Here is a 26879-nt window from a genome sequence, read left to right as displayed (position 1 = left end):
GTGTCCCGGCCCGGTGCGCCGGGGTGCGTGTGCCGCCTGTCAGCCGAGGTCGGCGATGGCGGCCACCGGGCCACCGCCGCTGGGCCCCTGGTGGACCGCCGCGACCGAGACGAACACGGCCGGGTCTCCGGTGACGCTCGCCGCGACACCGCCGACGGTGGCCTTGATCTGGCGGTGCCAGTGCACGTCGGAGTCGTCGAGCATGATGTTGCGGCGCCCCCGCACGCTGCCCGACGGGTCGGCCTCGCACTTCATGAAGACGTTGACGAGCCGGTCGCCGAGGTCGGACGGGTGCGGGCGCTCGGGCAGCTCGATGCCGCTGGAGCGGATCGCCTCCCAGATGCCGTCGGCGTCCAGCGCGTCCTTCATGACCGAGTGGCCGATCCGGTACCGGCCGCCGATCCCCCGTACGTTGCCGACGACCACGATCTGGGCGCGGTCCAGCTCGACGCCCGAGGAGCACGACGCGACGGAGGAGTAGAGCGACAGGTCGCGGTGGATCTGGTCGGCGGAGGGCATCTCGATCTCGCCGAGGGCGACGGCGATGCCGAGGGCGGTGGTGGAGTTGGAGATGTCCATCGACGGGCCGGTGTCCTCGATCACCACGTCCTTGCCGCGCGACTTGGCGTCGTTGATCGTGGACAGGGTGAGCAGCGGGGTCTTGGTCTGGACGTAGTGGACGTCGGCGGGGTCGTCGATCCCGGCGATCTTCATCGCCTCGCGGACTCCGGCGGCGACCTTCTCCACCATCGCGGGGCGGCCGATGTCCTCGGGCAGGATCACCTCGCTCATCGCGATGCCGACGCTCACCCTCGGCTCGTCGCTCGGCTCGGCGTTCGCGGTGGTGGCGAAGACGGTGGCGTGCGGGCTGAGCACGCCGTCGGTGCCGCCCGACCACACCAGGGGCACGCTCTCCGGGGACGGGTGCCCCTTGGCCTGGAGCACCTCGCGAAACGCCCGGTCGGCCAGGATGCGGGTGTAGTCGTTCACGCCGCCGTTGCCCTCGGTCTTGCCGATCACCGCGAGCACCCGGTGCGCCTCGATCACCCCGTCGTCGATGAGCCTGGCCAGCCCGGAGGCGTCGGTCACACTCTCGATGGGCACCTTGCGCACTTCAATGGGTTCGGGCATCTCTGCCGCCTTTCGATCGCGTCCTGTTCACTTTCGCACCACGGTGCCGGTCTCCCCGGTGAGCGCCGCTCCCATGTCCTGCAGGGAGGTGATCACCGACCGGTCGCCGCCCTGCTCGACGAAGCGCAGCGCGGCCTCGACCTTCGGCCCCATACTGCCCCCGGCGAAATGGCCCGCGGCGTGCAGTACGCGCAGCTCGGCCGCGGTGATGTGACCCAGGGGCCTGGCCCGGGGCGTGCCGAACCCGACGACGGCCTGGGGGACGTCGGTCGCGATGATCAGGACCGTCGCCCGCACGGCCCGGGCGAGCACCGCGGCGGCGAGGTCCTTGTCGATCACGGCCTCGACCCCGGCGAGCCGCCCCTGCGCGTCGCGGGTCACGGGCACGCCGCCGCCCCCCGCGGCCACGACGGTGAAGCCCGCGGCCACCAGCGCGGCCACCGCGGGCGCGTCGAGGATCTCCAGCGGCTCGGGGGAGGCCACCACGCGGCGCCAGCCCCGCTCGAAGTGGCGCCAGGTCTGGCCGAGTTCCTCGAACCGGCGTGCCTCGGCCTCGCTGAAGTAGCGGCCGATCGGCTTGACCGGGTCGGCGAAGGCTGGGTCGTCGGGGTCGACGAGCGTACGGGTGACCACGACCGCGGCGCGGCCGTCGAGCGCGTTGAGTACGAGGGTGCCGATGGTGGCCTGGGTCTGCGCCCCGCACCAGTCGAGCGGCACCGGGGGCACGACGTGGGCGGCGAGCTGGTTCTTCAGGATCAGGTTGCCGACCTGGGGGCCGTTGCCGTGGGTGAGGGTCACCTGGTGACCCTCCCGGATGAGCGCGACGACGTGGCGCATCGCCTGCTCGACCGCGCGGTGCTGGTCGCCTGGCGAGGCGCCTCCGTCGGGCCCGGTCATGGCGTTGCCGCCGAGCGCGATCAGTATTCGTTCACCCACCTGGCCGACGTTAACGGCCTGCCCGTCTCGCCTCATGGGCACTCATTGCCCAAGGGGCGCCCGTCCTTCGGCACAACCGGCCAATCTCTCACCCCATGAGCGTACGGGTGATCTCCTCGACCACCGGCACGCGCCGCGGCTGCAGGTAGAAGTGGTCGCCGGGAAAGACCGTGAGGGAGAAGCCGGAGCTCGTACGGGTCTCCCACGCCTTGGCCTGGGCCGGGGTGACCACCGGGTCGGCGTCGCCGACGAGGACGGAGATCGGGGTGTGCAGCGGGGGGCCGGGACGGTGCCGGTAGGCCTCGGCCAGGCGGAAGTCGGCGCGGACGTAGGGCAGGACGACCTCGCGCATCGTCCGATGGGACAGCACCTCCGCCTCGGTGCCGCCGAGTTTCGCCAGCTCGGCCACGAAGTCGTCGTCGGCGTACCCCGAGATCGCGGGCCTGTCGCGGGGATCTTGCGGCGCTCTCGCGCCGGAGACGAACAACCGCGCCGGGGCGATCCCCCTCGCCTCGAGGCGGCGCGTGACCTCGTAGGCGAGCGTCGCCCCCATGCTGTGCCCGAACAGCGCGAAACGCCGGTCGAGCAGCGGCAGCATCGACCCGGTCACCTCGTCGGCGAGCGCCTCCATGTCGCCGGGCAGCGGCTCGGCGAACCGGTCGGCCCTGCCGGGCAGCTGCGTCGCGTGCAGCTCGACGGACAGGGGCAGCAGCTCGGACCACGCGCGGTAGGCGTTGGCCGATCCGCCCGCGTGCGTGAGGCAGAACAACCGCGTGGTCGCCCCCGGGCGGGGAAAGGCACAGCGCAACCAGGTCATGTGACCATGATCCCATGGCGTGGGCCCGGCGCCTCATGCCCTGAGGCGGACCTCATGTCTTGCGGCAGGCCCCGATGTCCCGGGGCGGGCTCATGTCCTCCGACGGACCTCATGCCCTGAGGCAGACCTCGAAGACGGCGGTGAGGCGGGCGATCACGGTCTCGCGGTCGGGGGCGCCGGCCGCGTCGGGGCCGTAGAGCTGGCGCATCGTGCCGGTGCCGGTGACGAGCGCGGTGGCGATCATCGCCCGGAAGGCCGCGTCGGGGCCGGGAAGCCGCGCCGAGAGGGGTTCCAGGATCGCCGTCCTGACCCGGTCGCGGATGATCTCGTGGATCTCCGGGGCGCTGGACGACCGGATGAGCGCGGCCAGCACCACGCTCCCCTGGTCGGAGCGAAGCCGTTCGGCGACGTACTCGGCCAGCCGGCGGGGCAGCTCCTCCTCGGGGCCCTCCAGGACGCCGGGGAAACGTCCCTGCATCGCGAGCACCTCGGCGAACAGGTCCCGCTTGCTGCCGAAGTAGCGGTTGATCAGCGCGATGTTGGCGTCCGCCTCGGCGGCGATCATCCGCATCGTCACCTGGTCGTACCCGAGCTCGGCGAACAGCAGGCGGGCGGCGTCGAGGATGCGCCGCCTGGTGCCCTCCCTGTCGCGATGCCGTGTCTCATCCACTTACGGGATCCTTCCAGATTTGACGAGTAAACAAGCGTCTACTAACTTCACATGTACCGTACATACATTGGGGGCGGTTCATGCTGACCGAACAACAGATCCAGGCCGAGGCCGCACCGTCCTTCACCCACAGGCAGGTGCTGGAGATCCTGGCCGGACTGATGCTCGCCATGCTGACATCGATGATCTCGACGTCCGTGGTGGGCACCGCGCTGCCGACGATCGTCGGCACGCTCGGCGGCCAGGACCAGCTCGCGTGGGTCGCCAGCGCGACCCTGCTCACCATGACCGCCTCCACCCCGATCTGGGGCAAGCTCTCCGACCTCTACGGCCGCAAGCTCATGTTCCAGGTCTCGCTGGTCGTCTTCGTGGTGGCCTCCATCGCCGCCGGGTTCTCCCAGGACATGGCCCAGCTCATCGCCGCCAGGGCGCTGCAGGGCATCGGCGCCGGCGGCCTCGCCGCGCTGCCGCAGATCATCCTCGGCGACGTGGTCGAGCCCCGCGAGCGCGGACGCTACTCCGGCTACATCGGCGCGGTCTTCGGTGTCTCGACCGTGGCCGGCCCGCTGCTCGGCGGGTTCATCGTGGACAACATGTCCTGGCGCTGGACCTTCTGGATCTGCGTACCGCTCGCCGTGGTCGCCTTCGTCGTCATCCAGAGGGTGCTGAGGCTGCCGCTCGTCCGCCGCGACACGAAGGTCGACTGGTGGGGCGCGACCCTCATCACCGGCGGCACCACCGCGCTGATGCTGCTGCTCTCCCTCGGGGGCAAGGAGTTCGGCTGGAACTCCGCGTGGACCTACGGCCTGGGCGCGCTCAGCCTGGTGATGTTCGCTCTCGCCGTCGTCGCCGAGCGCAGGGCCGCCGACCCGATCCTGCCCCCGCACCTGTTCCGCGACCGCACCTTCGTGCTCACCGCCGTCGCCTCCCTGCTGGTCGGCGCGGCGATGTTCGGCGCGCTGATGTTCCTGCCGCAGTATCTGCAGATCGTCAAGGGCATGAGCCCCACGGGCTCAGGCCTGATGACCCTCCCCCTGGTGCTCGGCCTGCTCACCGCCTCGATCCTCACCGGCCGGCTCGTCAGCAGGACGGGCCGCTGGAAGATCTTCCCCGTGGTGGGCATGCTGCTGGTCGCGCTCGGGCTGTTCCTGCTCTCGCGCCTGCACGTCGACAGCTCGCTGGTGATCGTCGGCATCGACAACGCGGTGCTCGGCATCGGGCTCGGCGCCTCCATGCAGATCCTGATCCTCGCCGCCCAGAACGCGGTGAGCCGCGCGAACCTCGCCTCGGCGACCTCCGGGGTGGCGTTCTTCCGCTCACTCGGCGGCGCGGTGGGCGTCGCGGCCTTCGGCGCGATCCTGTCCAACCGGCTCACCGCGGAGCTGGTCTCCCTCGCGAAGGCGGCACACCTGCCGCTGAGCGGTGGCGCGGTCCCCAGCCTCGGCTCCCCCGAGGCCATCCACAACCTCCCCGCGCCCGTCCTGGAGATCATCCTGGAGGCCTTCACCCGGGCGATGAGCGCGGTCTTCGTGGTCGGCGTCCCGATCGCCGTCCTCGCCTCACTCGCCGTCCTGATGATCAAGGAGATCCCGCTGCGCTCGGCGCGGACCCCCGCCCCGGCGGCCGCCGACCCCGCCGCCCCGCCGATCGGCGCGGGAAGGCCGTAACCACCCCCGCGCAGCCCGGGACCGGCCCGCTCTCCGGCCGGCCCCGGGCCCTCTCATTTCCGCCTCGCGCGCATCGGCCCTCCCCCGGGCGAGGGCGGCCCCCCGTGGCGGCGCCACGGGGAGTCGCCCCCCTTCCCCGGCCGGGATCAGGCCCCCGCGCGGGCGAGCGACGGACATGGCACGTAGCGCCGCCCTCGGGCGGCCGTCAGAGCGTCCACTTCTGGTTGGCCCAGCCGTTGCAGTCCCACAGCTGCACCTTGGTGCCGTTCGCGTTGATGGTCCCCAGGTCCGCGTCCAGGCAGCGGCCGTTGTGCATGCTGTAGATCGTGTGGCTCGTCGCGTCGTAGATCCATTTCTGGTTGGTCCAGCCGTTGCAGTCCCACAGCTGCACCTTGGTGCCGTTCGCGTTGATGGTCCCGAGATCCGCGTCCAGGCAGCGGCCGTTCTCCTTGCTGTGGATCGTGTGAGTGGAGACCTCGTAGCTCCACGACTGGTTGTCCCAGCCGTTGCAGCCCCACAGCTGCACCTTGGTCCCGTTCGGGCCGATGGTTCCGAGATCGGCGTCCAGGCAGCGCCAGTTCTGGTGACTGCGGACGGGCCCCCAGGCGGCGGACTCCGAGTCCGAGGCCGCCGCACCAGGAACGAATCCCGCGCAACCCAGCGCGACCGCCGCCGCCGACACCAGCACCCTGAATCCCCGTCGCATCGTCGATGCTCTCCTTCCTGCGAATCACGGAGGTGGAGAACGGCGCGTCGGCGGAAGGAACCCGCCGCCCACCCGCTCCGCACCGTGCGCGTCACCCCGCGGACACGCCCGTCGATCACTCTCCGCAGCAGAAAGTACACGTACGGGGATCGGCCCCGGGTGGACGAGACGGCGACCGGCGTTTCAGGGAGGTACGGGCGCCTTCCGGGCGGCTACCGGGTGCCCTCAGCCTTCTGAGGAGGCGGAGCCCACGGCGCGCTCGGCCGCCGTGATCGCGTTGCGGAACAGCATCGCGACCGTGGTGGGCCCGACCCCGCCGACCCTGGGGGTGATCGCCCCGGCCACCTCGGCGCAGGACTCGTCGACGTCGGGCAGCAGACGCCTGCCCTCGTAACGCACCCCGCCGCCGATGACGACCGCGCCGGGCTTGACGTGCTCGGGCCGGATGATCCCCGGCACGCCCGCGGCGGCGACCAGGACGTCGGCGCGGAGCGTGTAGCGCGGCCAGTCGCTCACCCCGGTGTGCACGACCGTGACGGCGGCGTTCGCCGTCGGGCGCTTCTGCGCGAGGAGGATCGAGAGGGGACGGCCGAGCGTGGCCCCGCGCCCGAGGATGACCACCTCCCGGCCCGCCACCGGGATCTCGTAGTGCGCGAGCAGCGCCTCGATCCCGGCGGGCGTACACGGCAGCGGGCCGGGAAGCTCCAGCGCCAGCCGCCCGATGTTGAGCGGGTGCATGCCGTCGACGTCCTTGTCGGGATCCATGACCTGCAGGGCCCGGTCGTAGTCGAGGTGCTTGGGGACGGGGTGCTGCACGAGCAGACCGTGCACCGCCGGGTCGTCGTTGAAGGCGGTGATGACCGCGTGCAGGTCCGCCTGGGTGGCACTCGCGGGCAGGTGCTCGTGCGGCGAGGCGAAACCGAGCTCGGCGGCCTGCCGCTGCTTGATGCGGATGTATCCGGCGCTGGCGTCGTCGTCACCGACCAGGACCGTCGCCAGGCTCGGCGTGACACCCCGGCCGGTCAGGGCGGCCACCCGCTCGGCCACGTCGGCGAGGATCCGCTCGGCGACCGGGCCGCCGGGAAGCAACCGGGCCGACGACGTGCCCTCGGAGCTGGAACCGTTCGATACGGGCTGGGACATGCGCTTCCTCCCGGCGTGGGCGCCCAGGCGGTCGACTCCCACGGCGAGCTCCCCGATGGTTGATGCCATCCCTTTGCCGCCAGTCGCGTCATCCCCAAGGATGCCCGATCATCCCCCTCCAGGTCGAACCGCCCCCGCCGCACCGGGCCCGGCCAGGCGAATCATCCCCCTCCAGATCGAACCGCGCCCGCCCCACCGGGGCCGGCCAGGCGCATCATCCCCCTCCACCTCGCGCCGCGCCCGCCGCGCCGAGCCCGGCCAGGCGGCTCACCGCCTCGTCGATGACCTCGTCCCGCTTGCAGAAGGCGAAGCGGACGAAGTGGCTCCCGCGCTCGGGGTGGGTGTAGAAGACCTGGGTCGGGATGGCGACCACGCCCGCCAGGGACGGCAGCTCCCGGGTGAGGGCGAGGCCGTCGGTGAAACCCAGGGGACGGATGTCGGTCTGCACGAAGTACGTGCCCGCGGGGCGGTAGACCTCGAATCCCGCCGCGGACAAGCCCGCCATCAGGCGGTCGCGCTTGGACTCCAGATCCGCCCGCAGGGCGGAGACCCAGGCCGACTCGTGCCGCAGACCGTGGGCGACGGCGAGCTGCCAGGGCGCGGAGGCGGTGTAGGTGAGGAACTGCTTGACGGTCTGCACGCCCCTGACGAACTCGGGCGGCGCGCAGATCCAGCCCGTCTTCCAGCCGGTGACCGAGAAGGTCTTGCCCGCCGAGGAGATCATCACGGTGCGCTCGCGCATGTCCGGCAGGGTGGCGATCGGCACGTGCTCGACCCCGTCGAAGGTGAGGTGCTCGTAGACCTCGTCGGTGACCGCCACCAGGTCTCGCTCCAGGCACAGCCGGGCGATCTCGTCCAGCTCGGCGCGGGTGAAGACCGTGCCGGTGGGGTTGTGCGGGGAGTTGACCAGGACGACCCGGGTGCGCGGCCCGGCCGCCGCGCGCAACTCGGCGGGGTCGAAGGTGAAGCGGCCGTCGACCGGGCGCAGGGTGACCGGGCGGAGCACGGCCCCGGCGAGGGCGACGGCGGCGGCGTAGGAGTCGTAGTACGGCTCGAAGGCGATCACCTCGTCGCCGGGCTCGCACAACGCGAGGATCGTCGCGGCGATGGCCTCGGTGGCTCCGACGGTGACGAGGACCTCGCCGTCGGGGTCGTAGTCGAGCCCGTAGTGGTCCTTGCGGTGCTCGGAGACGGCCTGGCGCAGCTCGGGCGTCCCCGGCCCCGGCGGGTACTGGTTGAAGCCCTCCCGGATCGCCGACACCGCCCGCTCCAGCATCGCGGCGGGCCCGTCGGTGTCGGGAAAGCCCTGCCCGAGGTTGATCGAGCCGGTTCGCAGGGCGAGCGCCGACATCTCGGCGAAGATGGTCGTACCGAACTCGCGCATCCGCGCCACCAGAGGATCGTTCACGCGCTACAGCGTAGTCCCGCCCTTTCCCGCCGCCTCGTGGCCTCCGCCCCGGCCTCGTTCCCGAGCGCGCCCTTTCCCGGGAACATCTCGTCCCGAGAGCGTCGCGTCCCGAGAGCGTCGCAGACGCGGTGACGGGGGCCTGACACGCCGGCATTCACGAAGAGCGCCCGGAAAAGCGGTGAGCACGCGACGGGAAAGCACGCCGAATACGTTCTGTCAACGATCATGGACGCGCCTCGACAATCACACATCGGCTGCGTCCGGCGGCGAGTCGCCCGATTGTCGACTCTTCATTCCACTGGAGTTCGCGATACGGACGTAACACACCAGCCCGAATGCCCCGGCCTCTCCCGCCCTCAAATGCGGCCGACCGTAAATACCAAAGCGGTTAATCCCCCTTCCCTAGATCACAGAAAGCATCTCTCGGTGGTGATGATCCGACGTAGGGTGAAGGCGGACCAGCGGGAAACCACCGGCGGAGACAGCTGACAGATGGTGAACAGCGAGAAGACTTCGGAGACCCCGCATTCGTCGGACACCGCCGGATCGACGAACCGCGCCTGGCAGATGGTGACGGGTTTCTCCAACGCTCTCATCCAGACACTTCTCGTGCTTCTCGCCCTCTCCATTTCCACGGCTTCGAAAGTCGCCCTGGTCCTCGGGATTCTCGCGCTGACGACGCTGACCATCTTCCCAGGCCACCTGCTGAAAAGCACCGCATGGCTGCGTCGCGTCATTCCCGAGCGGTCGTACGGCGTTCTCACGATGTTCTCCCGATGGGTGCGCCGGGACGTCTGGTGGCTCCTCTGCACCGGAGTCGCGGTCACCGTCGTCGCCGCCCTCGCGGTCGTTCCCAAGGACGAGCCGTGGGTGACCTGCCGGGTCCCCGACGAGATCACGCTCCTGGCGTCCGCCGAGACCTCCCCGGTCGTCCGGCGGGCGGCCGGGGAGTTCATGGCAGGGAAGGTCGACCTGTGGGGCTGCCGGCAGATCAACATCAACGTCAGCGGGCTGCGCGCCGCCGAGGTGCGGGACCGGCTGAGCGACTGGACGTTCCCCGTCCAACCGGCCGTCGGGCCGGGCGCCGGCCGGACGGCGAGGAAACCCCCCGGTGCCCGGCCCGACGGGTGGATCGCCGACTCCTCCCAGGAGATCGACTACGTGAACAGGGACACGGACGGCGTGGCGACGTTCGGCGAGCGGACGGTCGTCGCGACCTCGCCACTGGTCATCGCCGCACCGGAGAGGCTCGCGGAGGAGCTCACCGAGGCGAACAGGAATCCCGGAGATCGCGACTGGGCCGACCTGCTGCGGAGCAGGCCCGGCGCCCGGCAGCAGGTCGTGCGCACCCATCCGCTCGCCTCCAACGTGGGCCTGATGGCCACGGCCGCCGCGCCCGGCCCCGCGGAAGGACTGTCCAGGAAGGTGCGGCCGGGCGACACCGTCCGCGACGTGATGTGCCGGTACGCGAACTCCCTCGACACCTCCGCGATGGTCATGACCGAGCAGCAGTTCTACGAGCTCGACGTCGCGCTGTCGGGCGCCGACCCCGCGCTTCCCGAGCCGGGCGGCTGCGCCCTTTCCGGTGCGGGAGGCGAACGGCCGTCGCCCGGCGCCGTCTCCGCGCCGCGAAGCGCCGGCAAGAAGCCTCCGCGACCGGTCGCCGTCTACCCGAAGGGCGGCCACGCCATGCGGTACGAATGCGTCTCCAAGCGGTGGCCCGACCTGAGGCGACCCCCTGCCGTCGAGCAGACGGTCGAGGAGTTCTGCGACTTCCTGCGGGAGACCCTCCCCCGCTACGGATTCCGTGACGCCGAGGGCCGCCTGGACGTCCAGAGGTTGCCGGTGAAAACACATCGGCTGAGGAGCGACGCGCCGGTGGCGGCGAACTGGAAGCCCGACATTCCCAAGCTGCTGTACAAGCTGACGACCCCCCTCGCGGACCACGTCCTCGTCGTGGTCGACGTCTCCGGCTCGATGGCGCGCAACAAGGTGAACGACGGCAGGTCACGGCTGGAGGCGGCGATCCAGGTGGCCCAGGTCGCCGTCACGTCCAAGCGCGGCGAGCGGACCACGGGAATCATGACGTTCTTCCCCGATGACGACTACGCCGTTCCCCCCGCGCCCGTCGGCGACGAGGGAAAGGCCCTCACCGGCAGGCTCACCGAAGTCCAGAACGCCTACCGAGGCGGTTCGCGCCCCGATCCCCCGATGCGTCCGATCATCGAAAAGGCTCTCGACCGGTTGGAGGGGACGGGCGCCCCGGGGGAGCGGAAGGTCGTGCTCGTGCTCACCGACGGCGGGAATCCGAGCGGGCTGAGCGGCGAGGACATCAAAGGACGCGACGGTGTGCGCCTGCTGATGCTCTCCTTCGACCTGCACGGCTGCGACACCTCCCCGCTGCCCGCGCTCAGGGACGAGGGCCTGATGTCCTGCTACGACGCGAGCACCGACCCCGACCAGAAGCTGGACGACGCGTTCACCGAACTCCGGCCGGTCACCGGATGAGCCGTCCCACGCCGCCTCCGCCGTCATCGCCGTTCTCCTCAGGTGGGACGGGCGGGCGGGTCACACCGGCTTCCTCAAGTGGGACGGCCAGGCAGGGAACACCGGCCGTGGCGGAGCCGGCCGGCCGCGGAGTGATCCTTCTCCTCCTGCTACTCGCCTGCTTTCCCTCCCTGGCGGCGAGCACCGCGCCCACCCCTCCCCCGGGACCGCCCAGGCAGGACTGCGTCCTGCGCATCGCCAGTGGCGCCGACGTCTCGGGAGGTGCCCGCGAACGGGCGCTCGAAGCCGTCTGGAACGGCGTCAAGGGCAGGCCCCGGGCGTGCTTCGTGGCGATCTCCTCGGTCGCGGACGAGCAGCGCAGCGCGATGATCTCGGCCGCCCAGTCGAAGGCCGGGCACTACGACGTGTACAACCTCGACATCCAGTGGATCCCCGAGTTCGCCGAGGAGGGATACCTGCGCCCGATCGACACCGCCGCACACGGCGGGACCAACGACTTCCTCTCCCAGATCTGGTCCGCGGGCGCCTGGCACGGCGTCCAGTACGCGGTGCCGTTCAACACCGACGTGGGACTGCTCTACCGCCGCCACGACCTGAGGTCACCGACGAACTGGCGGGACATGACCGACCTCGCGAAGGCGCGCCGCGCCGGGCCCGACCCCACCGCCCTCGGCCTCTCCGGGCAGTTCGCCTCCTACGAAGGGCTCACGGTCAACGCCCTGGAGGCGATCTGGGCCAACGGCGGAGAGGTGGTCGACGCGGACGGCCAGGTGGTGATCGCCCAGAAGGAGGGTGTGGAGGCCGTCGGACGGCTCATCGAGACGGTGAAGGCCGGCGTGATCTCCGGGGAGACCCTCGGTAGCACGGAGGCGGAGTCGCTGACCGCCTTCCGCGAGAGGCGCGCGCTGTTCCTGAGGCACTGGCCCTACGCCCACGAGGTGCTCTCCGGGGAACGGAAGTCGGGCGGAATCGCCTTCCGGGCGGCGCCACTCCCCTGGCAGGGAGTCCTCGGCGGCCAGTACCTCGCCGTCTCCAGGCACACTCCCCGGCGCGACCTCGCGCAGCGACTGGTGGCGGCGTTGACCGGCGAGGAGGCGGCCGGACTGCTCTACCGGTGCGGCGGGTTCGCCCCGGCCAGAGTCTCAGCCCTCTACACGGAGGCGGGGACCGGTTGCGACGGCCCGGCCCCGGCGGCCCCGCCCGGCCCTCGCTCCGGTTCCTCCGGTTCCTCAAGCGCGGAACCGGAGTCCGAGAGCGTGCGGCCCGACACACTGCTGCGCGCGCTGACCCAGGCCAGGCTCCGTCCGCCCTCCCCGTACTACAGCGAGTTCAGCCGGGTCTTCCGCACCGAGGTCCACGAACTGCTCAGTTGCTGGTCGCTCGGGCGGAAGGGGTGCGAGGACGCGAAGACGTTCACGGCCGGCCTCGCCCTCAAGCTGAGAAAGGCATTGGCCGGCGGCTGAGCCGGACCGGAAGCCTGAAAGGGCTTATGGATGGGGTCGTCTATGCGTAGGTGATTATGGGGTGGTACGTCTATTTGCTGTGACCCGAATGACCCGACCGACCGGACCGGCGGAACCGGCAGGACCGACCGGACCGCCCCGGCTCCACGAGCTCGACGCGCTTCGCGGCTTCGCGGTGTGCGGGATCATGGTGGTCAACACCTGGCAGCACACGCGTGAGCACCTGAGGGAGTCCGATCGCAACGCGGTCGACTGGGCGATCGACAACCTGCTGCAGAGCAGGTTCTATCCGATCTTCTCTTTCCTGTTCGGGCTGAGCTTCGTCCTCTTCCTGAGGTCGGCGGCCGCACGGACCGCGCACCCCTGGGCCGTGCTGCTACGCAGGCTCGCGGTACTCGCGGCACTCGGCGCGATCCACCAGGTCTTCAACCACGGCGAGGTGCTCCTGCCGTACGCGATCTTCGGGGTGTTGGTCCTGCTGCCCGCCTCGTTCTTCCCGCAGCCCGCGGTGGTGGTGCTGGGCGTCGCCCTCACCGCGTGGGCGGTGTACCAGGGCGGCGGGATCATCCTCGTCCCCGGCCTGTTCGTGCTGGGCATGGCCCTGATGGAACACCCGCCGCCCGAATGGCTGCTGTTCCCCGCGTTCGTCGCGAGCACGGTGCTGGGCGTGACGCTCACCTGGCTCTGGGTGGTCATCGCCAAGGATCCCGCCCTGTTCCACGCGTCCGTCTACCCGGCCGCCGGGCTCGCCGCCGCCACCGCCTACTGCACCGGGCTGCTGCTCCTGCTGCGGACCCGGCTGCGCGACCTCCTGCTCGCGCTTCTGGCCCCGCTCGGCCGGATGGCGCTCACGAACTACCTCATGAGCACCCCGATCATCCTGCTCTTCGTACCGCTGCTCGTCGCGGACACCACCCGGCTCGCCGGTGTGGTGCTCTCCGCCGCCGTTCTGGCGCTCCAGGTGCTGTTTAGCCGTGTGTGGCTGGGCAGGTTCAGGTACGGCCCGCTGGAATGGGCGTGGCGAAGCCTCACATGGATGGAACGAGTGCCGAACAGACGGATAGGGTCACACCCGTGACGCGCATAGCCCTCTGCCAGATCCCGGTGGCCGAAGATCCCTCCGCCAATCTGAGCCGGGCCCTCGACTCCCTCGCCGAGGCCGCCGCGGGCGGCGCCGAGCTGGCGATCTTCCCGGAGGCCACCCTCACCCGGTACGGCAAGCGCGTCACCGACCTCGCCCAGCCACTGGACGGGCCGTTCGTCACCGGACTGGCCGCGGCGGCGCGGGAGCACGGGCTTGCCGTGATCGCGGGGGTGTTCGAGCCCGTCGAGGGCCGGGTGTACAACACCGCGGTCGCCATCGGCCCCTCGGGCTCGATCGAGGCGGCCTACCGGAAGATCCACCTGTTCGACTCCTTCGGCGCCCGCGAGTCCGAGCTGGTCGCGCCGGGCGACACGCCGGTCGTGGTCGAGCTGGCCGGGCTCCGGGTGGGACTGGTCACCTGCTACGACATCCGCTTCCCCGAGCTCACCCGGGCCCTCGTCGACCTGAGGGCCGAGGTGTTCGCGGTGATCGCCGCGTGGGGATCGGGGCCGATGAAGGAAGAACACTGGACCACCCTCGTCAGGGCCCGCGCGATCGAGAACACCACCTGGGTCGCCGCCGTGGGCCAGGCGCCGAACCCCGAGGCCCGCGACGGATTCGGGATCGGACGGAGCATGCTGGTCGATCCGATGGGAGTGACACGCACCGATATGGGACCCACGCCGGCCGTACAGACGTGTGAAATCGACTCGCAGATCACGATTGCCACCCGGAATGCCGTACCGTGCCTGGAACACCGGCGACTCCCTCTCGGCAGATCGTAAAATGCCGATCGTGAGTGAGCCACCTGGGCGTAGAACGCAGATGCAGAAGGTCATACCGCCTCGGCTGCTCGTGCCCTATCTGGCCGGCAGACGCACCGTGATCTCCGGATATGTTTACCGGGTTCAGGACTGCGCGCGGCTGACCACCCCCGCGCAGCTCTTCGTCGGCCTCGACCTGGGGTTCGAGGGGTCGGAACTGACCGCGACGGTCCCCGAGATCTACCTGATGCGCTGGTTCGCCCGCGACATGGACGCCTACATCGTGCCGTACGGACCGCACATGGGCGGTGACTGGAACGATTCACCGCCCTTCGCGGGAAACGGCTTCACCACCTCGCGGGAGCACGTCGTGCCGCAGTTCCACACCACACCCATGCCGATCCCCGCGGGAGCCGAGATCATCCACGTGGTCCCCGGCGAGGAGCGCCTCTTCGGCCTCTACGACGGCCTGAGCTGGCGGCCCGCCTCATGAGCGCCGAGATCGAGCCGGTGGCCTCGGGCTTCGCCGCCCGCTACCTGGGCCGTACGTACGCCGCGGCCCTCGGCCCCGGCGCCTCCGAGGTGGTGCTGTTCAACGAGGAGGCCCAGAAGGGCTTCGAGGCGGCCTCCGGCTACTGGCGGCTCGTCGTCGCCCGCGAGGACCTCGACTGGCTGGTGCTGGTCCGCACGGTCGGCGCGTTCGGCGGGGAGCCGTGCCTGGTCCTCGACGTCTCCGAGGAGAACGGCGAGGAGAGCCTGCACATCGCCTACACCGGGCACAGCGGGATGAAGGCCGAGGCGCTGGGTTACTGGATGGTCGACCACGGGGCGTACGAGGTCGTCGTCCCCCGCGACGAGGTCTTCTCCATCAGGATCGAGCGGCTGCCCGTCCCCCTCTCGCCGGAGGGCGCCGAGCCGTAACCCGCCGCCCTCCGCTCGACCGGCGCCTCCTCGGAGGCGTCCCTCTCAGCCGAGGTCCACTTCGGCAAGGGTCCCGCTCAGCCGGTATCCCGCTCGGCCGGCGCCTTTCTCAGCCGCTGCCTTTTCAGCCGGTGCCGAGCCGCCGGTAACGGGCCAGTCTGGCGGCGAGGCGGTCGGCGGGGGCCTGGCTCAGCAGCCCCGCGATCTCGTGCTCCAGGGTGCGCGCGACCCGGACGCAGAACGCCTCCGGCTCGTAGGCGGCGTCGGGAAACTCCGGGATGATCCGGTCGACGAGCCCGTTCCCGCGCAGGTCGGTGGATCTCACCCCCTGCGCCGCGGCGATCTCCGGCGCGAAGTCGACACTCCGGTAAAGAAGCGCCGAGGCCCCCTCGGGAGACAGCGGCGACAACCAGCCGTGCTGCGCGCAGAGCACCCGGTCGGCGGGAAGCAGCGCCAGGGCGGCACCGCCCGCCCCCTCCCCCAGCAGCAGACACACCGTCGGGGCGTCGAGCATCACCAGATCGGCCAGGGAACGTGCGATCTCCGCGGCGAGGCCGCCCTCCTCCGCCGCCTTCGACAGCGCGGCACCGGCGGTGTCGATCACGGTGACCAGCGGCAGCCCCAGCTCGGAGGCGAGATGCATGCCCCGCCTCGCGACCCTCAGCCCGGCCGGGCCGAGCGGGGCGTCGATCCGCTGGTGCCGCCGGTCCTGGCCGAGCACGACCGCGGGGGCCTCGCCGAACCTCGCCAGGGCGAGGATCAGCCCGGGATCGTTCTCGCCCACACCGGTGCCGTGCAGCGGGGTGACGTCGGAGGCACCGAGCTTGAGCAGCGCCCGCACCCCGGGGCGGTCGTCACGGCGGGAACGGCTGATCGCGTCCCACGCCTCGATCGCGGGAATCCGCCCGTCGGGCTCCTCCCCCGGATCCAGGCCCGCGCGCGGTGCGCACAGCACGGCGAGCGCCCGTACCGCGATCCCCCGGGCGTCCTGTGCCGACACCACGGCGTCGACCAGGCCGTGGGCGAAGAGGTTCTCGGAGACCTGGACACCTTCGGGGAACGGGTAGCCGTGCAGCGACTCGAACACCCTCGGCCCCAGAAAGCCGATCAGCGCCCCCGGCTCGGCGGCGGTGACGTGCCCGAGCGACCCCCAGGAGGCGAAGACGCCACCGGTGGTGGGATGACGCAGGTAGACGACGTACGGCAACCCCGCCGCGCGGTGCGCGGCCACGGCGGCGGTGATCTTCACCATCTGGACGAAGGCCACCGCGCCCTCCTGCATGCGGGTCCCGCCCGAGGCCGGGGCGGCCAGCAGCGGGAGCCCCTCCGCGGTGGCGCGCTCGACCGCGGAGGTGAGCCGCTCGGCGGCGGCCACCCCGATCGAACCTGCCATGAAGGAGAACTCACACGCGACGATCGCCACCCGCCGCCCTTCGAGCAGGCCCTCACCGGAGATCACCGACTCGTCGTACCCCGTCTTGGCCCGGGCCGCGGCGAGCTCCTCCGCGTACCCGGAGCCGGGCGCGGCGGGGTCGGCGGGGTCGGCGGGCGGCTCGTCCCACGAGACCCACGTCCCCGGATCGAGAAAGGTGTCGATCAGCGTCCGCGCGTCGGGCCGTACCGGGGTCATAACCACGCTCCGGGAGACGGCACGCGGGCGTGGGCCGGAAGGCTGCCTGTCATCGCTCGCGCTCCTCCAGCCAGGCGAGGACCTCGTCGCCGTGCTCGCCGAGGGCCGGCGGGGCGGTGTGGCGCACGGGAGCGTCCCCGTCGAAGCGCAGCGGCGGTCCCGGCAGCTCGATGGTGCCGAGCACGGGGTGGTCCACCTCGACCACCAGGCCCTGGGAGCGGGTCTGGTCCCAGGCGTAGACCTCGTCGATGGACCTGATGGCCCCCGCGGGCACCCCGGCCTCGGCGAGCGCGGCCAGCCAGTGCCCCCTGTCATGCTTGGTGAGCGCCTGCTCCATGTCGGCGATCAGCTCATCCCGATGCGCGAATCTTTCCCTATTGATCGCATATTTCGCGACATCTGGGTCTATGTCCAGCAGGGCAGCGACCTTGCGCCACTGCACGTCGTTCGCCGCCGCGATCTGGATCATGCCGTCGGCACAGCGGAAGGCGCCGTACGGAGCGATGGAGGCGTGGTGATTACCGCCCGCCCCGGGCACCTGCCCGCCGACCGTCCAGGCCGTGCCGTGGTAGGAGTGCACCCCGGTCACCGCGGCCAGCAGCGAGGTCCGCACGACCTTGCCCCGCCCGGTCCGCTCCCGCTCGTACAGCGCGGCGACCACCCCGTACGCGCCGTGGATGCCCCCGAGCAGGTCCGCGATCGAGGCACCCACCCGGTACGGCTCCTCGGGCGACGGGCCGGTCAGGCTCATCAGCCCTGCCTCGCCCTGCGCGATCTGGTCGTAACCGGGCCTGCCGCCCTCCGGCCCGTCATGGCCGAACCCGGTGATCGACAGGATGACGAGGCGGGGGTTGAGCTCGTGCAACCGCTCGACGGAGAAGCCCAGCCGGTCCAGGACCCCGGTGCGGAAGTTCTCCACCAGCACGTCGCTCTGACGCACCAGCCGCTCGATCAGCGATTTACCCTCGGCGGACTTGAGGTCGACGGCGATCGACTGTTTGTTGCGGTTGGCCGCCAGGAAATACGTGGAAATATCATGATCAGGGCCTACGAACGGCGGCCCCCACCCCCGCGATTCGTCACCCCCCTCGGGATGCTCCACCTTGATCACCCGGGCCCCCAGGTCACCGAGCATCTGCGCGGCGTGCGGACCCGCGAGCGCGCGAGAGAGATCGAGGACGACGATGTCGCCGAGTGCTCCCTGCAAGATCAACCTCCGGTGCATGGCGGCCGGCCCGGCCGACGAGGGCTCCCCCGCTTCCGACCCGTTTGTCATGAGACCACTTGGCACGATATCCGGGCGGAGGAACACCCATGATCTCCCATACCGTCACCGGACGGGACCGGAGGGGAAGATCACGAGGACGTGTCAGTCACGATCTCCCGTATGACTCCTGCCGAGAGCCCAGGAGCACCCACATGTCGGCTCGCACAGAAACAATGCCGCACACTCCAGTCAACTCCGCAAACCGAACACAGCAGGCTGGTCAACTAAAGATCCGAGAGTCTTTTGTGGTTAATTTTCCCAAATGATAGGAAATTTAACTTATGGGCGAGAACTCTCTGGAGACCTGTCACCTCGTTCGGCTTCGTTACAATGTTCAACGCCCAGATCACCTCAGAGGGCGAGCCTCTCGACGATGAAGCATCAGCCCGCTGACCAACTAAAGATTTTCGCCCCCTTCCCTGCTTAGAACCGCAGGACAGCAGGTGTCGGCCCCGCGCCCGCGGGGGTGTTCCCGCACTCGGCGGCACGAATCGCCCTATGGTGGGGTCAGCCCTGCGCCTGCGGGGGTGTTCCCTTCCACGACGAGCTACTCAAGGCCATCGAGCAGTCGGCCCCGCGCCTACGAGAATGCTCCGCGTGGTGGCGGCACCTTTGGGTGACCGGCCCGGTCGGCCCCGCGCCTGCGGGGATGGCACCTGATTCACCATGACACGTAGCTTGTTACCGGCGTCGGCCCTGCGCCTTCGGGGATGGTCTGGGTCACCCCGAGGTGGTTGGAGGCTCCGGACGTGACCCCGCATCGGAGTAGACGTGGTGGCGGCCCGGGTCGACGCTGGGCGCGGGGAGGCGGCGGTAGTTGTAAGCCTCGGCCCAGGTGATCAACGTGAGCTCCGCAGCGAGATCACGTTAGCCGCCGGGTCCGATGCTTCGAGGACGAAACGAGGACGACCCGCTCAACTCATTCCTTGATCTGGGAAACGATGCCCAGGGAGCGAAGCTCCTCGTCGAGATGACGGACGTGCTTGTTGCCCGCCCATGGCTGGAGCCGGGTACGCGCCTGCCGTACGGAGTCGGCGAGCTGGCCGGAACTGTGCGAGCTGCTGAGGTGAGCAGCACCCCGGATCTTGTCGACGGCGGCGAGGATCTCACGCTTCCGGGTGAGCGCCTCGGCGTAGTACAGCAGGGCCTCGCCATGAGCGATCTTGCGGGTCACGGGAATCGCCAATGCCTTTTCCGCCGAGTCGATCGCATCGGCGAGGCGTCCCCAGGCGAGCATGCAATAGGCGGTGTTCCGTTGCACTCCGATGGGTGTCCACCAGTAGAGATAGGAAGGATCGGCCTCGCTTCTCGGCCGACTGACCAGTTGAAGGGAACGGGCGAGGGCCTGCTCGCTCTCCCGGACGCTTCCGGAGCGGGCCAGCACACGGGCCATGTCTATGGCGTGCAGCGATCCGAGAAGAGCGCTCGGACTCCGCCGTACCCAGCCCTCAGCGGCGTAGATGTGGTCGAGAGCCCGACCTGTCTGTCCTTGGCGCAGGAGCATGCTGCTCAGGCAGGTGTGCAGATAGGCGATCAGGGTGGGATCGGCGATCTGATGCGCGGCCTCCAGCGCCTCCCGGTAGCGACGCTGCGCTCCCGCGTAGTCCATCAGGTCGTAATGGAGATATCCGGCGAGCTGGCTGAGCTGGGCGTAGGCGTGGGTGAGGCGGTCGCGCAGCGCGGGGAGCAGGGTTTCGCCGTGCAGTAGACCTGCGACCAGCTCGCGCTGGGCGTCGACCACGGGAAGCACGGCCTCGGGGCCGAAGTCGTCGTCCAGGCGGCGGCACCGGGCGGTCAGCTTCTCGATCACCTCGACTGTCCCGGCGTCCACGCGACCGGAGGTGCGCACTACCGCCACCAGCCGGTCCTTCTCCGGTGGGGAGAGGTGGCGCAGCAGGGCGACGGCGGGGGCGCCGCCCATCGCCAGGGCGAGCTCGAACAGCAGATCCCGTCGTCTCACGTCGGCCTCCTCGGCTCTGAGGGCGCGAAGCAGGGCGGCGCAGTCCTTGCGCGTCAGGACAGCGGGAACCGTACCGCTCGCACGCACCGCTTCTGGCTCCATGCTGGCACGAGTGGCCCTCTCGCTCGGGGTGTGGCGAGACCTCCGGGAATCGAGGTGACGGTGATCCGTACGGTCGATGAGATCGCGGTCGTTCGGGTTGTAGGAGGCGTACGTCTCATCGGTGACCAGACGTCGAGCGGTGGTGTGGTAGATCTGCGCGAAGATCGCCAGCGCCCTGGCGTTGGGGCGCCGCTCCGAGTCGGGCCATCCTTCGAAGACGTAGAGCCTGGGTACGCGCATCGCCGCCGTACCGGCCGGGTCCAGGTCGTTGTAGGCGGCCACGGCCTGCGCGCCGGTGAGTCCGTTCGCGTACCGGTGCAGCTTCAGCGGGCTGACATCGTGATGGAGCGTGAAGATGTCCGCGATCTGGTCGAAGCTGAAGCCCTTGGCCCGCAGCAGCTCGCTGTGCTTCCTGCAGTCGATCATGATGTGGTAACCGTCCCTGGACATCGTCATCAACCCCCGGCGTACGATGCAGACCAAGCTTTGGTCACGGATAGTACATGACCAACCACGGAAAGACAGAGAATCGGGAATTCGAAAAGCGGGACCGCGGGAAGGGAAATCGCCTGTCCCTGGCCGTACGGACGGCGCCCCGGTCAATAATCGGGATCCCTCCGGTCGAAAAACCGGGGATCTTCTTCATGGGCACCTCGCGCCAGGGTTCGGTTTTATGCGTCAACCTTTCGGCTACGGCCACGAGCGGCTTCACCCGCCCATCGACTCGAACCCGCATCTCGGCTTCCCCGCCGAGAGCACATCGGCCACGATCTCACTTCCTGGGGGCGGACAGGCCACCACCCCGGCTCGGCCACGCCCTACCGGTCACCTGGTCTGGGCGAGATCCTTCTCCGGTACGCCGGACCAGGTGGCCCAGGCCCGCAGGCTCGTCCGTTTCCTGCTCGCCGACACCCCCTGCGCCGACGATGCCGAACTGATTGTGTCCGAGCTGGCCGGCAACGCGCTGCGCCACAGCCGCAGCGGCGACGCGGGCGGCTCCTTCACCGTCGAGGTCGTACTGGACCGCGCGTCGTTCGTGCGGCACGGGGGCGAAGCGACCGGCATCCTCATCACCGTGCACGACCAGGGCGGAAACGGTGTCCCGTGGTTCCGCGGGGAGCATCCGCCGGACACGGACGAGGAGAACGGCCGTGGCCTGGCGACCGTCGCGGCCCTCGCCACCCGCGTCGGCTACCAGGGTGGCCCCACGCTCGGTCACCGAGTCTGGGCCTATCTCTCGGCGCGAGGAGACCTCGCGACGCCCCTGGGAATCGACTCTGATGCGCCGCGACTTTGCAAGACCCCCAGGGAATCCACTCAGGAAACTAGTCCCGCAAATGGCCTGTCTCGTTGAAGATCTCGGACTTGGAGTCGCGCCACACCGAGAGCGAGGCGTTGCCGACCGGGCCGGACGCCTCGACGGAGTCGATCGGGACACCCTCGATCACGTGCTTGAACATCAGCACGACGGAGTCGTGCGCGACGACGAGAATGCGGCGGCCGGCGTGCCCGGCACGCAGTTCCTCGACCACCTCGCGGATCCGAGCGGCGAGGTCCGGGAAACTCTCCCCCTCCGGGGGCCGGAAGCCGCCGTACAGACGCGCGACCAGGTTCTCCGACTCGTCCGGAAACCTCTCCCTGATCGCGAACGCGTTCATCCCCGACCACCGCCCCATGTCGTGGTCCCTGAGTCTCGGCTCCAGCCGGACCTCGGGGTCCGCGTCCAGCTCGGCGGCGACCAGCTCCCAGGTCCGCACGGTCCTGAGGTACGGCGAGCACAGGACGAGTTCCGGCGGATCCCCCGCCGCCAGGTGCCGCCCCAGCCTGGTGGCCTGCTCCCTGCCGAGCGGGGTCAGCTCGGTCTCGGAATCGGGGCGGCCCAGGACGACCGCCCTGCCCGCGTGAAAAGCCTCCTCGAAGGCCAGGTTGGACTCGCTCTGGCCATGTCGAACCACAGTGATCGTCAGTGGCATTCTCGTATGAAAACACTTTCTCGATCAGTGGGAAAGAAACGCCGGACACGAAACGAGCCGGGGCCCGCACCTTGGAAAGGTGCGGGCCCCGGCCCGTGAAGTACAGGTGCTACTAGGCGGGGACGATGTTCTCCGCCTGCGGGCCCTTCTGGCCCTGCGTGACGTCGAAGGAGACCCGCTGGCCCTCCTGCAGCTCACGGTAGCCCTGGGCGGCAATGTTGGAGTAGTGGGCGAAGACGTCGGCGCCGCCGCCGTCCTGCTCGATGAAGCCGAAGCCCTTTTCCGAGTTGAACCACTTGACGGTTCCAGTTGCCATGATCATTCTCCTTCGAACAGGGGGCAGAGCCGGGATCCGCACCGCGCGGAACCCGCGTCGCCGCGATGAGCCCATCCGGAGATGACCGGCAAAACAAAAATGCACCTGAAGGGTTATCCGTCAGGTGCACACAAAGTTTCATGGGTACCACAACCGCAACTACGTCCAGGCTAGCACCTGCCCGGACCATCACACGAGTCCACCCCCGCCGCCGGGCCGCCGTCGCGACAGGCCCGGCGGACGGCGTGAGCGGGCGGGGATGGGCACCCTACGGAGCGTCACACGAGGTCCACCTCCGCGTACGGCAGGCCGCCAGAAAGGGTGGGGAAACCGGGGCCTCGGTCGAAGAAGGGCGCGTCGGCGGGGGCGAGGGTGCGCAGTTCCGCGCGGCGGGCCTCGGTGGCCTCGGTGTCCGCCTGGGGATCGTCGGGGGTGCCGCTCAGGACGACCCCGTAGTCGTCGCGGGCGCCCTCGGGTGAGACCTTGCCGTCGCGGACGTCGGCGGCCACCAGGGCGGGGTCGCGGTCCAGCGGGGAGCCCCAGCCGCCTCCGCCCGTGGTGCGGACCCGGATGATCTCGCCCGCGCGGACCGGGGAGTCGTCCACCAGGCCCTCCATCTCCTTCCCTTCGATCTCCACGACGAAGGGGCGCCCGGCCCGGCCGCCGTTCACGCCCCAGCAGGACAGGATCGAGCGGTCGGCGATGGACATGAACGAGGCGTCGCGGAGCATCCGCAGGTGCTTGTCGTAGCCGAGGCCGCCCCGGTAGAGGCCGGGGCCGCCGGAGTCGCGGGCCAGGCCGAGCCGTTCGACGCGGAAGGGCCAGCGGGACTCGGCGAACTCGACCGGGATGTTGCGCGAGTCGGGCACCACGTGGATGGTGTCCTCGCCGTCGGCGTACCATCGGCCGCCAGAGCCGCCGCCGAGGACCTCCCTCATCAGGTACGGGGTGCCGTCGAGGCCGTCGCCGTAGACGCCGGTGTAGCGGATGGTCTCCTGGTCGGCGGGCATCCGGCCGCCGGTCGCCTTGGCCAGCACCCCGGCCAGCACGCCCAGCAGGCGCAGGATCACGAAGGTGCGGGCGTTGGTGGGGGCGGGGAAGATCGGGGTGAGCAGGGTGCCCTTCTCGGGGAAGCGCATCTCGATGAGGGGGACGACGCCCTCGTTGACGTCGAGTTCGGCCATCCGCTCGGGGGTGTCGGCCAGGTTGCGCAGGATCGGTGCGAGCCACTTCTTCAGGAAGACCCCGTCGGCGTAGTCGCCGGCGTGGTTGATCGGACCCTTGGCCTGCGGGGAGGTGCCGGTGAAGTCGATCACCAGCGGCACCGGCGCGGAGTGGTCGACGGTGAGGGTCATCCGCTGAGTGTGCAGGCGGGGGGCGTCCACGCCGTCGTGTTCGGCGTAGTCCTCCCAGACGTGGGTGCCCTCGGGGATCTTGGCGAGCAGTTCCCTGCGGAACGTCTCGGTGGTGTTGGAGATGATCGCGTCGAAGCACGCCTCGACCGCCTCACGCCCGTAGCGGTCGAACAGCTCTCCCAGCCGCCGCGCGCCCATCAGGCAGGCCGAGCACTCGGCGTCCAGGTCTCCGGCGAGGGAGTCGGGCATCCGGGAGTTTCGCGTCATGATCGTGAGTGCCGCCCGGTTGGGTACGCCCTCGTCCCATAGTTTGATCGGCGGGACCATCAGTCCCTCCTCGAACACGCTGCGCGCGTTGCTCGGCATGGAGCCCGGTACGGCCCCGCCGATGTCGTCGTGGTGGCCGAACGCCTGGACGAAGGCGACGACCTGTCCTTCGTGGAAGACCGGGACCGTCACGCACAGGTCGGGCAGGTGGCCGATGCCGCCCTCGGACAGGTAGACGTCGTTGTGGAAGAACACGTCGCCGGGCTTCATCTCGTCGATCGGGAAGTCCCGCACGATCGGCTGGACCAGCGCCGAGTAGGACCTGCCGGTCAGCTTGCGCAGCCGTACGTCGTGGATGCCCGCGCGGAAGTCGTGCGCGTCGCGGATCATGGGTGAGCGGGCGGTGCGGGCGATCGCCGTCTCCACCTCCATCTCCATCGAGGCGAGGGTCCCTTCGACGATCTCCACCAGTACCGGGTCGGCCCCGCTCGTAGGCCGCCCGCCCGTGCTCGCCGGTCGCTCACCGCTCACCGTTCCTCGCTCGTCCGCGATCGTCGGCCGATCCGCGTCATGCACGGCGTACCTCCAGGTTTCCGAACTCGTCCATGGTCGCGGTGAAGCCGGGGTGGAGCGGCAGGGTGGAGCCGTACTCCTCGATCACCGCCGGGCCGGTGATCCTCGCTCCGGCGGTCAGGTCGCGGCGGCGGTGGATGGGGGCGCTGCCCCACTCGTCGTAGAAGACCTCGCGGGAGGCGGTGGGCTCGGGTCGCGGGTCGCCGTGGGGTCTGCGTCCGATGGAGGGCCGGGTGATCGGGCCGATGCCGGAGACGCGGAGGTTGACCCACTCGACGCCGTGCCGGGGGTCGTCGCGGTAGCCGTATCCGTAGAGTTTGCGGTGCTCGGTGTGGAAGCGGTCCAGCACCTCGGCCCGCCATGCCTCGTCGAGCGGTCCTGCGGGGGCGGGCACTCTCACCTCGTAGGCCTGGCCGTTGTAGCGCAGGTCGGCGCTGCGCGCGTAGACGTGCGCGTCGACGGGGAAGCCCTCGCGGTCCAGGGCGGAGGCGGCCTGTCCCTCCAGGTCGCCGAAGATCTCCTCGGCGTCCTTCAGGGAGAGGTCGCGGGTGACGAAGGTGCGTACGTAGTCGTTCTTGACGTCCACGGTGAGCAGTCCGAAGGCCGAGACGTTGCCCGGGTCCGGCGGGACGATCACCAATGGCAGGCCGAGGATGTCGATCAACCGGCAGACCAGCAGCGGTCCCGAGCCGCCGAAGGCGACCATGGGGAAGTCGCGTACGTCCAGGCCGCGTTTGACGGTGATCTGGCGGATGGCGTTCGACTGGTTGAACGCGCTGATCTCCAGGATGCCCGCCGCGGTCCGTTCCGGGGTCAGGCCGATCTTGCCGGCGAGTGCCTCGATGCCCTCGCGGGCGGCGTCGGCGTCGAGCGGGATCTCCCCGCCGAGCAGGTGCGGCGGGACCCGGCCGAGGAAGACGTGCGCGTCGGTGACGGTGACCTCTGTGCCGCCCCGGCCGTAGCAGAGCGGGCCCGGGTCGGCTCCGGCCGATCGGGGCCCGACCTTGAGCGTGCCCTCGGGTGAGATCCACGCGACGGAGCCGCCGCCAGCGCCGACGGTCACGATGTCGATCATCGGGATCTTGCAGGGGTAGCGGCCGATGCTGCCCTCGGTGGTGAGGGATGGTTCGCCGTCGACGACCACCGCGACGTCGGTCGAGGTGCCACCGCCGTCCAGGGTGATCACCGAGGGATGTCCGGCGGTGGCGGCGATGAGGGCGGCGCCGAGCGCGCCCGCGGCCGGTCCTGAGAGCACGGTGGTGATCGGCTGGTGCACGACTTCGGCCGCGGACAGCACGCCGCCGTTGCTCTTCATGACGGAGAACGGCATGCCGCTCCCCCTCTCCGCGCTTCCCTTCTCAGCGCTTTCCTTCTCCGCACTTCCCTGCCGCGTGCTTTCCTCCGGGCTTCCCGTACGCGCGTTCCCCGCCGCCTCCAGGCGTTCGGCCAGGTTCGCGATGTAGCGGCGCATGGTCGGTTTGACCGCCGCGTCGACGAGGGTGGTGACCGACCGCTCGTACTCGCGGTATTCGCGCAGCACGTCGCACGAGAGCGAGACGACGGCGTCCGGGTGCTCTCTTTCGAGGACCTCTCGCATGCGCTGCTCGTGGGCGGGGTTGGCGTACGAGTGCAGGAAGCACACGCCGATCGCGGTGATGCCGCGGTCGCGGAACCAGCGGGCCGCCGCGACGGCCTGCTCCTCGTTGAAGGGCCGCACCTCCGCTCCGGTGTGGTCCAGGCGTCCGCCGACGGCCCTGATCCGGTGCACCGGGACGATGCGGGGTGGTTTCACCCAGAAGTAGGAGTTGCCGTAGCCGTCCGGCACGCTCTGGCGGGCGATCTCCAGGATGAACTCGAAGCCTTCGGTGGTGACGAAGCCGAGGTCGGCGATGCGGTCTTCGAGGAGTTGGTTCGTGGCGACCGTGGTGCCGTGCACGACGGCGGAGACGGCCTCCATCGTCACGTCCTCGGCGCCGGCCGCCTTACGCAGGACTTTTCGCACCCCCTCCATGAACCCGTCGGCCGGGTTGGCCGGGGTGGAGGGAGTCTTGGTCGTGGTGATCTCACCGGTCTGTTCGTCCACCGCCACCACGTCGGTGAACGTGCCTCCGGTGTCGACCCCGATACGGACGCTGCGCATGCCCCCGTGTCTACCCAGTCCCGGCGAGTCCACAAATCGGCGGACCCTGCCGAAGCTGTGGCCGTTCCTTGTGCAGTG

Annotated in this window: 22 protein-coding genes; 8 read left to right on the top strand and 14 right to left on the bottom strand. The window is 70.1% G+C overall.

Annotated elements, in window-relative coordinates; all coding sequences use genetic code 11:
- Nucleotides 1-39: 39 nt before the first annotated feature.
- From ACFY3V_RS18630 to ACFY3V_RS18615, 4 genes are all read right to left on the bottom strand, one after another.
- Complete coding sequence (locus tag ACFY3V_RS18630; RefSeq protein WP_350946798.1) at nt 40-1131, bottom strand: ring-opening amidohydrolase; 1092 nt, start codon at nt 1129-1131, stop codon at nt 40-42.
- Between the two features lie 27 nt (nt 1132-1158).
- Nucleotides 1159-2067: a carbamate kinase gene (locus ACFY3V_RS18625; RefSeq protein WP_389774674.1), complete on the bottom strand. Its 909-nt coding sequence runs from the start codon at nt 2065-2067 to the stop codon at nt 1159-1161.
- 88 nt (nt 2068-2155) lie between these two features.
- Nucleotides 2156-2884, bottom strand: coding sequence for a thioesterase II family protein (locus ACFY3V_RS18620; RefSeq protein ID WP_389774671.1), 729 nt, complete (start codon nt 2882-2884; stop codon nt 2156-2158).
- Between the two features lie 109 nt (nt 2885-2993).
- A complete protein-coding gene (locus ACFY3V_RS18615) occupies nt 2994-3554 on the bottom strand; it encodes a TetR family transcriptional regulator (protein WP_362906090.1) in 561 nt (186 codons plus the stop codon).
- A gap of 80 nt (nt 3555-3634) precedes the next feature.
- Between ACFY3V_RS18615 and ACFY3V_RS18610 the strand changes: the two genes are divergently transcribed.
- Nucleotides 3635-5221 carry an MDR family MFS transporter gene (locus tag ACFY3V_RS18610; RefSeq protein WP_362906092.1) on the top strand — a complete coding sequence of 529 codons (1587 nt, stop codon included), beginning with the start codon at nt 3635-3637 and terminating at the stop codon, nt 5219-5221.
- Between the two features lie 205 nt (nt 5222-5426).
- Here ACFY3V_RS18610 and ACFY3V_RS18605 read toward each other — a convergent pair whose 3' ends face one another.
- The 3 genes from ACFY3V_RS18605 to ACFY3V_RS18595 all read right to left on the bottom strand — a co-directional run bounded on the left by ACFY3V_RS18605 (nt 5427) and on the right by ACFY3V_RS18595 (nt 8478).
- A complete protein-coding gene (locus ACFY3V_RS18605) occupies nt 5427-5927 on the bottom strand; it encodes an RICIN domain-containing protein (protein WP_362906094.1) in 501 nt (166 codons plus the stop codon).
- A 225-nt stretch (nt 5928-6152) separates the two neighbouring features.
- A complete protein-coding gene (locus ACFY3V_RS18600; protein ID WP_350946792.1) occupies nt 6153-7070 on the bottom strand; it encodes a tetrahydrofolate dehydrogenase/cyclohydrolase catalytic domain-containing protein in 918 nt (305 codons plus the stop codon).
- 214 nt (nt 7071-7284) lie between these two features.
- Complete coding sequence (locus ACFY3V_RS18595; protein WP_389774666.1) at nt 7285-8478, bottom strand: pyridoxal phosphate-dependent aminotransferase; 1194 nt, start codon at nt 8476-8478, stop codon at nt 7285-7287.
- A 492-nt stretch (nt 8479-8970) separates the two neighbouring features.
- On the opposite strand from ACFY3V_RS18595, the gene ACFY3V_RS18590 reads away from it, so the two are divergent.
- The 6 genes from ACFY3V_RS18590 to ACFY3V_RS18565 all read left to right on the top strand — a co-directional run bounded on the left by ACFY3V_RS18590 (nt 8971) and on the right by ACFY3V_RS18565 (nt 15218).
- A complete protein-coding gene (locus ACFY3V_RS18590; RefSeq protein WP_389774663.1) occupies nt 8971-10986 on the top strand; it encodes a substrate-binding domain-containing protein in 2016 nt (671 codons plus the stop codon).
- Nucleotides 10987-11093: 107 nt separating this feature from the next.
- A complete protein-coding gene (locus tag ACFY3V_RS18585; RefSeq protein ID WP_362906101.1) occupies nt 11094-12449 on the top strand; it encodes an extracellular solute-binding protein in 1356 nt (451 codons plus the stop codon).
- Between the two features lie 88 nt (nt 12450-12537).
- Nucleotides 12538-13527, top strand: coding sequence for a DUF418 domain-containing protein (locus ACFY3V_RS18580; RefSeq protein ID WP_362906103.1), 990 nt, complete (start codon nt 12538-12540; stop codon nt 13525-13527).
- On the top strand, nt 13524-14318 hold the full coding sequence (locus ACFY3V_RS18575; protein WP_389774658.1) for a carbon-nitrogen hydrolase family protein: 795 nt from the start codon (nt 13524-13526) through the stop codon (nt 14316-14318). The genes ACFY3V_RS18580 and ACFY3V_RS18575 overlap by 4 nt, the downstream gene beginning before the upstream one ends.
- A gap of 10 nt (nt 14319-14328) precedes the next feature.
- A complete protein-coding gene (locus ACFY3V_RS18570; RefSeq protein ID WP_362906107.1) occupies nt 14329-14790 on the top strand; it encodes a hypothetical protein in 462 nt (153 codons plus the stop codon).
- On the top strand, nt 14787-15218 hold the full coding sequence (locus tag ACFY3V_RS18565) for a hypothetical protein (protein ID WP_350946785.1): 432 nt from the start codon (nt 14787-14789) through the stop codon (nt 15216-15218). Before ACFY3V_RS18570 ends, ACFY3V_RS18565 begins: the two co-directional genes overlap by 4 nt.
- Before the next feature lie 124 nt (nt 15219-15342).
- On the opposite strand, the gene ACFY3V_RS18560 is transcribed toward ACFY3V_RS18565, so the two are convergent.
- The 3 genes from ACFY3V_RS18560 to ACFY3V_RS18550 all read right to left on the bottom strand — a co-directional run bounded on the left by ACFY3V_RS18560 (nt 15343) and on the right by ACFY3V_RS18550 (nt 20633).
- Nucleotides 15343-16848: a carboxyl transferase domain-containing protein gene (locus ACFY3V_RS18560; protein ID WP_389774654.1), complete on the bottom strand. Its 1506-nt coding sequence runs from the start codon at nt 16846-16848 to the stop codon at nt 15343-15345.
- A gap of 49 nt (nt 16849-16897) precedes the next feature.
- A complete protein-coding gene (locus tag ACFY3V_RS18555; protein WP_389774759.1) occupies nt 16898-18055 on the bottom strand; it encodes a CaiB/BaiF CoA transferase family protein in 1158 nt (385 codons plus the stop codon).
- A gap of 979 nt (nt 18056-19034) precedes the next feature.
- Nucleotides 19035-20633, bottom strand: coding sequence for a hypothetical protein (locus ACFY3V_RS18550; protein WP_389774651.1), 1599 nt, complete (start codon nt 20631-20633; stop codon nt 19035-19037).
- Between the two features lie 217 nt (nt 20634-20850).
- On the opposite strand from ACFY3V_RS18550, the gene ACFY3V_RS18545 reads away from it, so the two are divergent.
- Nucleotides 20851-21531 carry an ATP-binding protein gene (locus ACFY3V_RS18545; protein WP_389774648.1) on the top strand — a complete coding sequence of 227 codons (681 nt, stop codon included), beginning with the start codon at nt 20851-20853 and terminating at the stop codon, nt 21529-21531.
- On the opposite strand, the gene ACFY3V_RS18540 is transcribed toward ACFY3V_RS18545, so the two are convergent.
- From ACFY3V_RS18540 to ACFY3V_RS18525, 4 genes are all read right to left on the bottom strand, one after another.
- Nucleotides 21503-22150, bottom strand: coding sequence for a histidine phosphatase family protein (locus ACFY3V_RS18540; RefSeq protein ID WP_389774645.1), 648 nt, complete (start codon nt 22148-22150; stop codon nt 21503-21505). The two genes, ACFY3V_RS18545 and ACFY3V_RS18540, sit on opposite strands and share 29 nt — an antisense overlap.
- A 112-nt stretch (nt 22151-22262) precedes the next feature.
- On the bottom strand, nt 22263-22466 hold the full coding sequence (locus ACFY3V_RS18535; RefSeq protein ID WP_350946775.1) for a cold-shock protein: 204 nt from the start codon (nt 22464-22466) through the stop codon (nt 22263-22265).
- A 278-nt stretch (nt 22467-22744) separates the two neighbouring features.
- On the bottom strand, nt 22745-24664 hold the full coding sequence (locus tag ACFY3V_RS18530) for a hydantoinase B/oxoprolinase family protein (protein WP_389774642.1): 1920 nt from the start codon (nt 24662-24664) through the stop codon (nt 22745-22747).
- On the bottom strand, nt 24657-26801 hold the full coding sequence (locus ACFY3V_RS18525) for a hydantoinase/oxoprolinase family protein (protein WP_389774639.1): 2145 nt from the start codon (nt 26799-26801) through the stop codon (nt 24657-24659). The genes ACFY3V_RS18530 and ACFY3V_RS18525 overlap by 8 nt, the downstream gene beginning before the upstream one ends.
- Between the last annotated feature and the right edge of the window lie 78 nt (nt 26802-26879).

The sequence above is a fragment of the Streptosporangium sp. NPDC000095 genome, assembly GCF_042899335.1.
Taxonomy (GTDB): Bacteria; Actinomycetota; Actinomycetes; order Streptosporangiales; family Streptosporangiaceae; genus Streptosporangium.
This window is presented reverse-complemented; position numbering and strand designations above follow the sequence as displayed.

Excerpts from the sequence above, each read along its gene's own strand:
- ACFY3V_RS18630 (WP_350946798.1), bottom strand. The coding sequence starts at position 1,131 with ATGCCCGAACCCATTGAAGTGCGCAAGGTGCCCATCGAGAGTGTGACC.
- ACFY3V_RS18620 (WP_389774671.1), bottom strand. The coding sequence starts at position 2,884 with ATGACCTGGTTGCGCTGTGCCTTTCCCCGCCCGGGGGCGACCACGCGG.
- ACFY3V_RS18610 (WP_362906092.1), top strand. The coding sequence starts at position 3,635 with ATGCTGACCGAACAACAGATCCAGGCCGAGGCCGCACCGTCCTTCACC.
- ACFY3V_RS18605 (WP_362906094.1), bottom strand. The coding sequence starts at position 5,927 with ATGCGACGGGGATTCAGGGTGCTGGTGTCGGCGGCGGCGGTCGCGCTG.
- ACFY3V_RS18600 (WP_350946792.1), bottom strand. The coding sequence starts at position 7,070 with ATGTCCCAGCCCGTATCGAACGGTTCCAGCTCCGAGGGCACGTCGTCG.
- ACFY3V_RS18590 (WP_389774663.1), top strand. The coding sequence starts at position 8,971 with ATGGTGAACAGCGAGAAGACTTCGGAGACCCCGCATTCGTCGGACACC.
- ACFY3V_RS18580 (WP_362906103.1), top strand. The coding sequence starts at position 12,538 with ATGACCCGACCGACCGGACCGGCGGAACCGGCAGGACCGACCGGACCG.
- ACFY3V_RS18565 (WP_350946785.1), top strand. The coding sequence starts at position 14,787 with ATGAGCGCCGAGATCGAGCCGGTGGCCTCGGGCTTCGCCGCCCGCTAC.
- ACFY3V_RS18560 (WP_389774654.1), bottom strand. The coding sequence starts at position 16,848 with ATGACCCCGGTACGGCCCGACGCGCGGACGCTGATCGACACCTTTCTC.
- ACFY3V_RS18550 (WP_389774651.1), bottom strand. The coding sequence starts at position 20,633 with ATGACGATGTCCAGGGACGGTTACCACATCATGATCGACTGCAGGAAG.
- ACFY3V_RS18545 (WP_389774648.1), top strand. The coding sequence starts at position 20,851 with ATGCGTCAACCTTTCGGCTACGGCCACGAGCGGCTTCACCCGCCCATC.
- ACFY3V_RS18540 (WP_389774645.1), bottom strand. The coding sequence starts at position 22,150 with ATGCCACTGACGATCACTGTGGTTCGACATGGCCAGAGCGAGTCCAAC.
- ACFY3V_RS18535 (WP_350946775.1), bottom strand. The coding sequence starts at position 22,466 with ATGGCAACTGGAACCGTCAAGTGGTTCAACTCGGAAAAGGGCTTCGGC.
- ACFY3V_RS18525 (WP_389774639.1), bottom strand. The coding sequence starts at position 26,801 with ATGCGCAGCGTCCGTATCGGGGTCGACACCGGAGGCACGTTCACCGAC.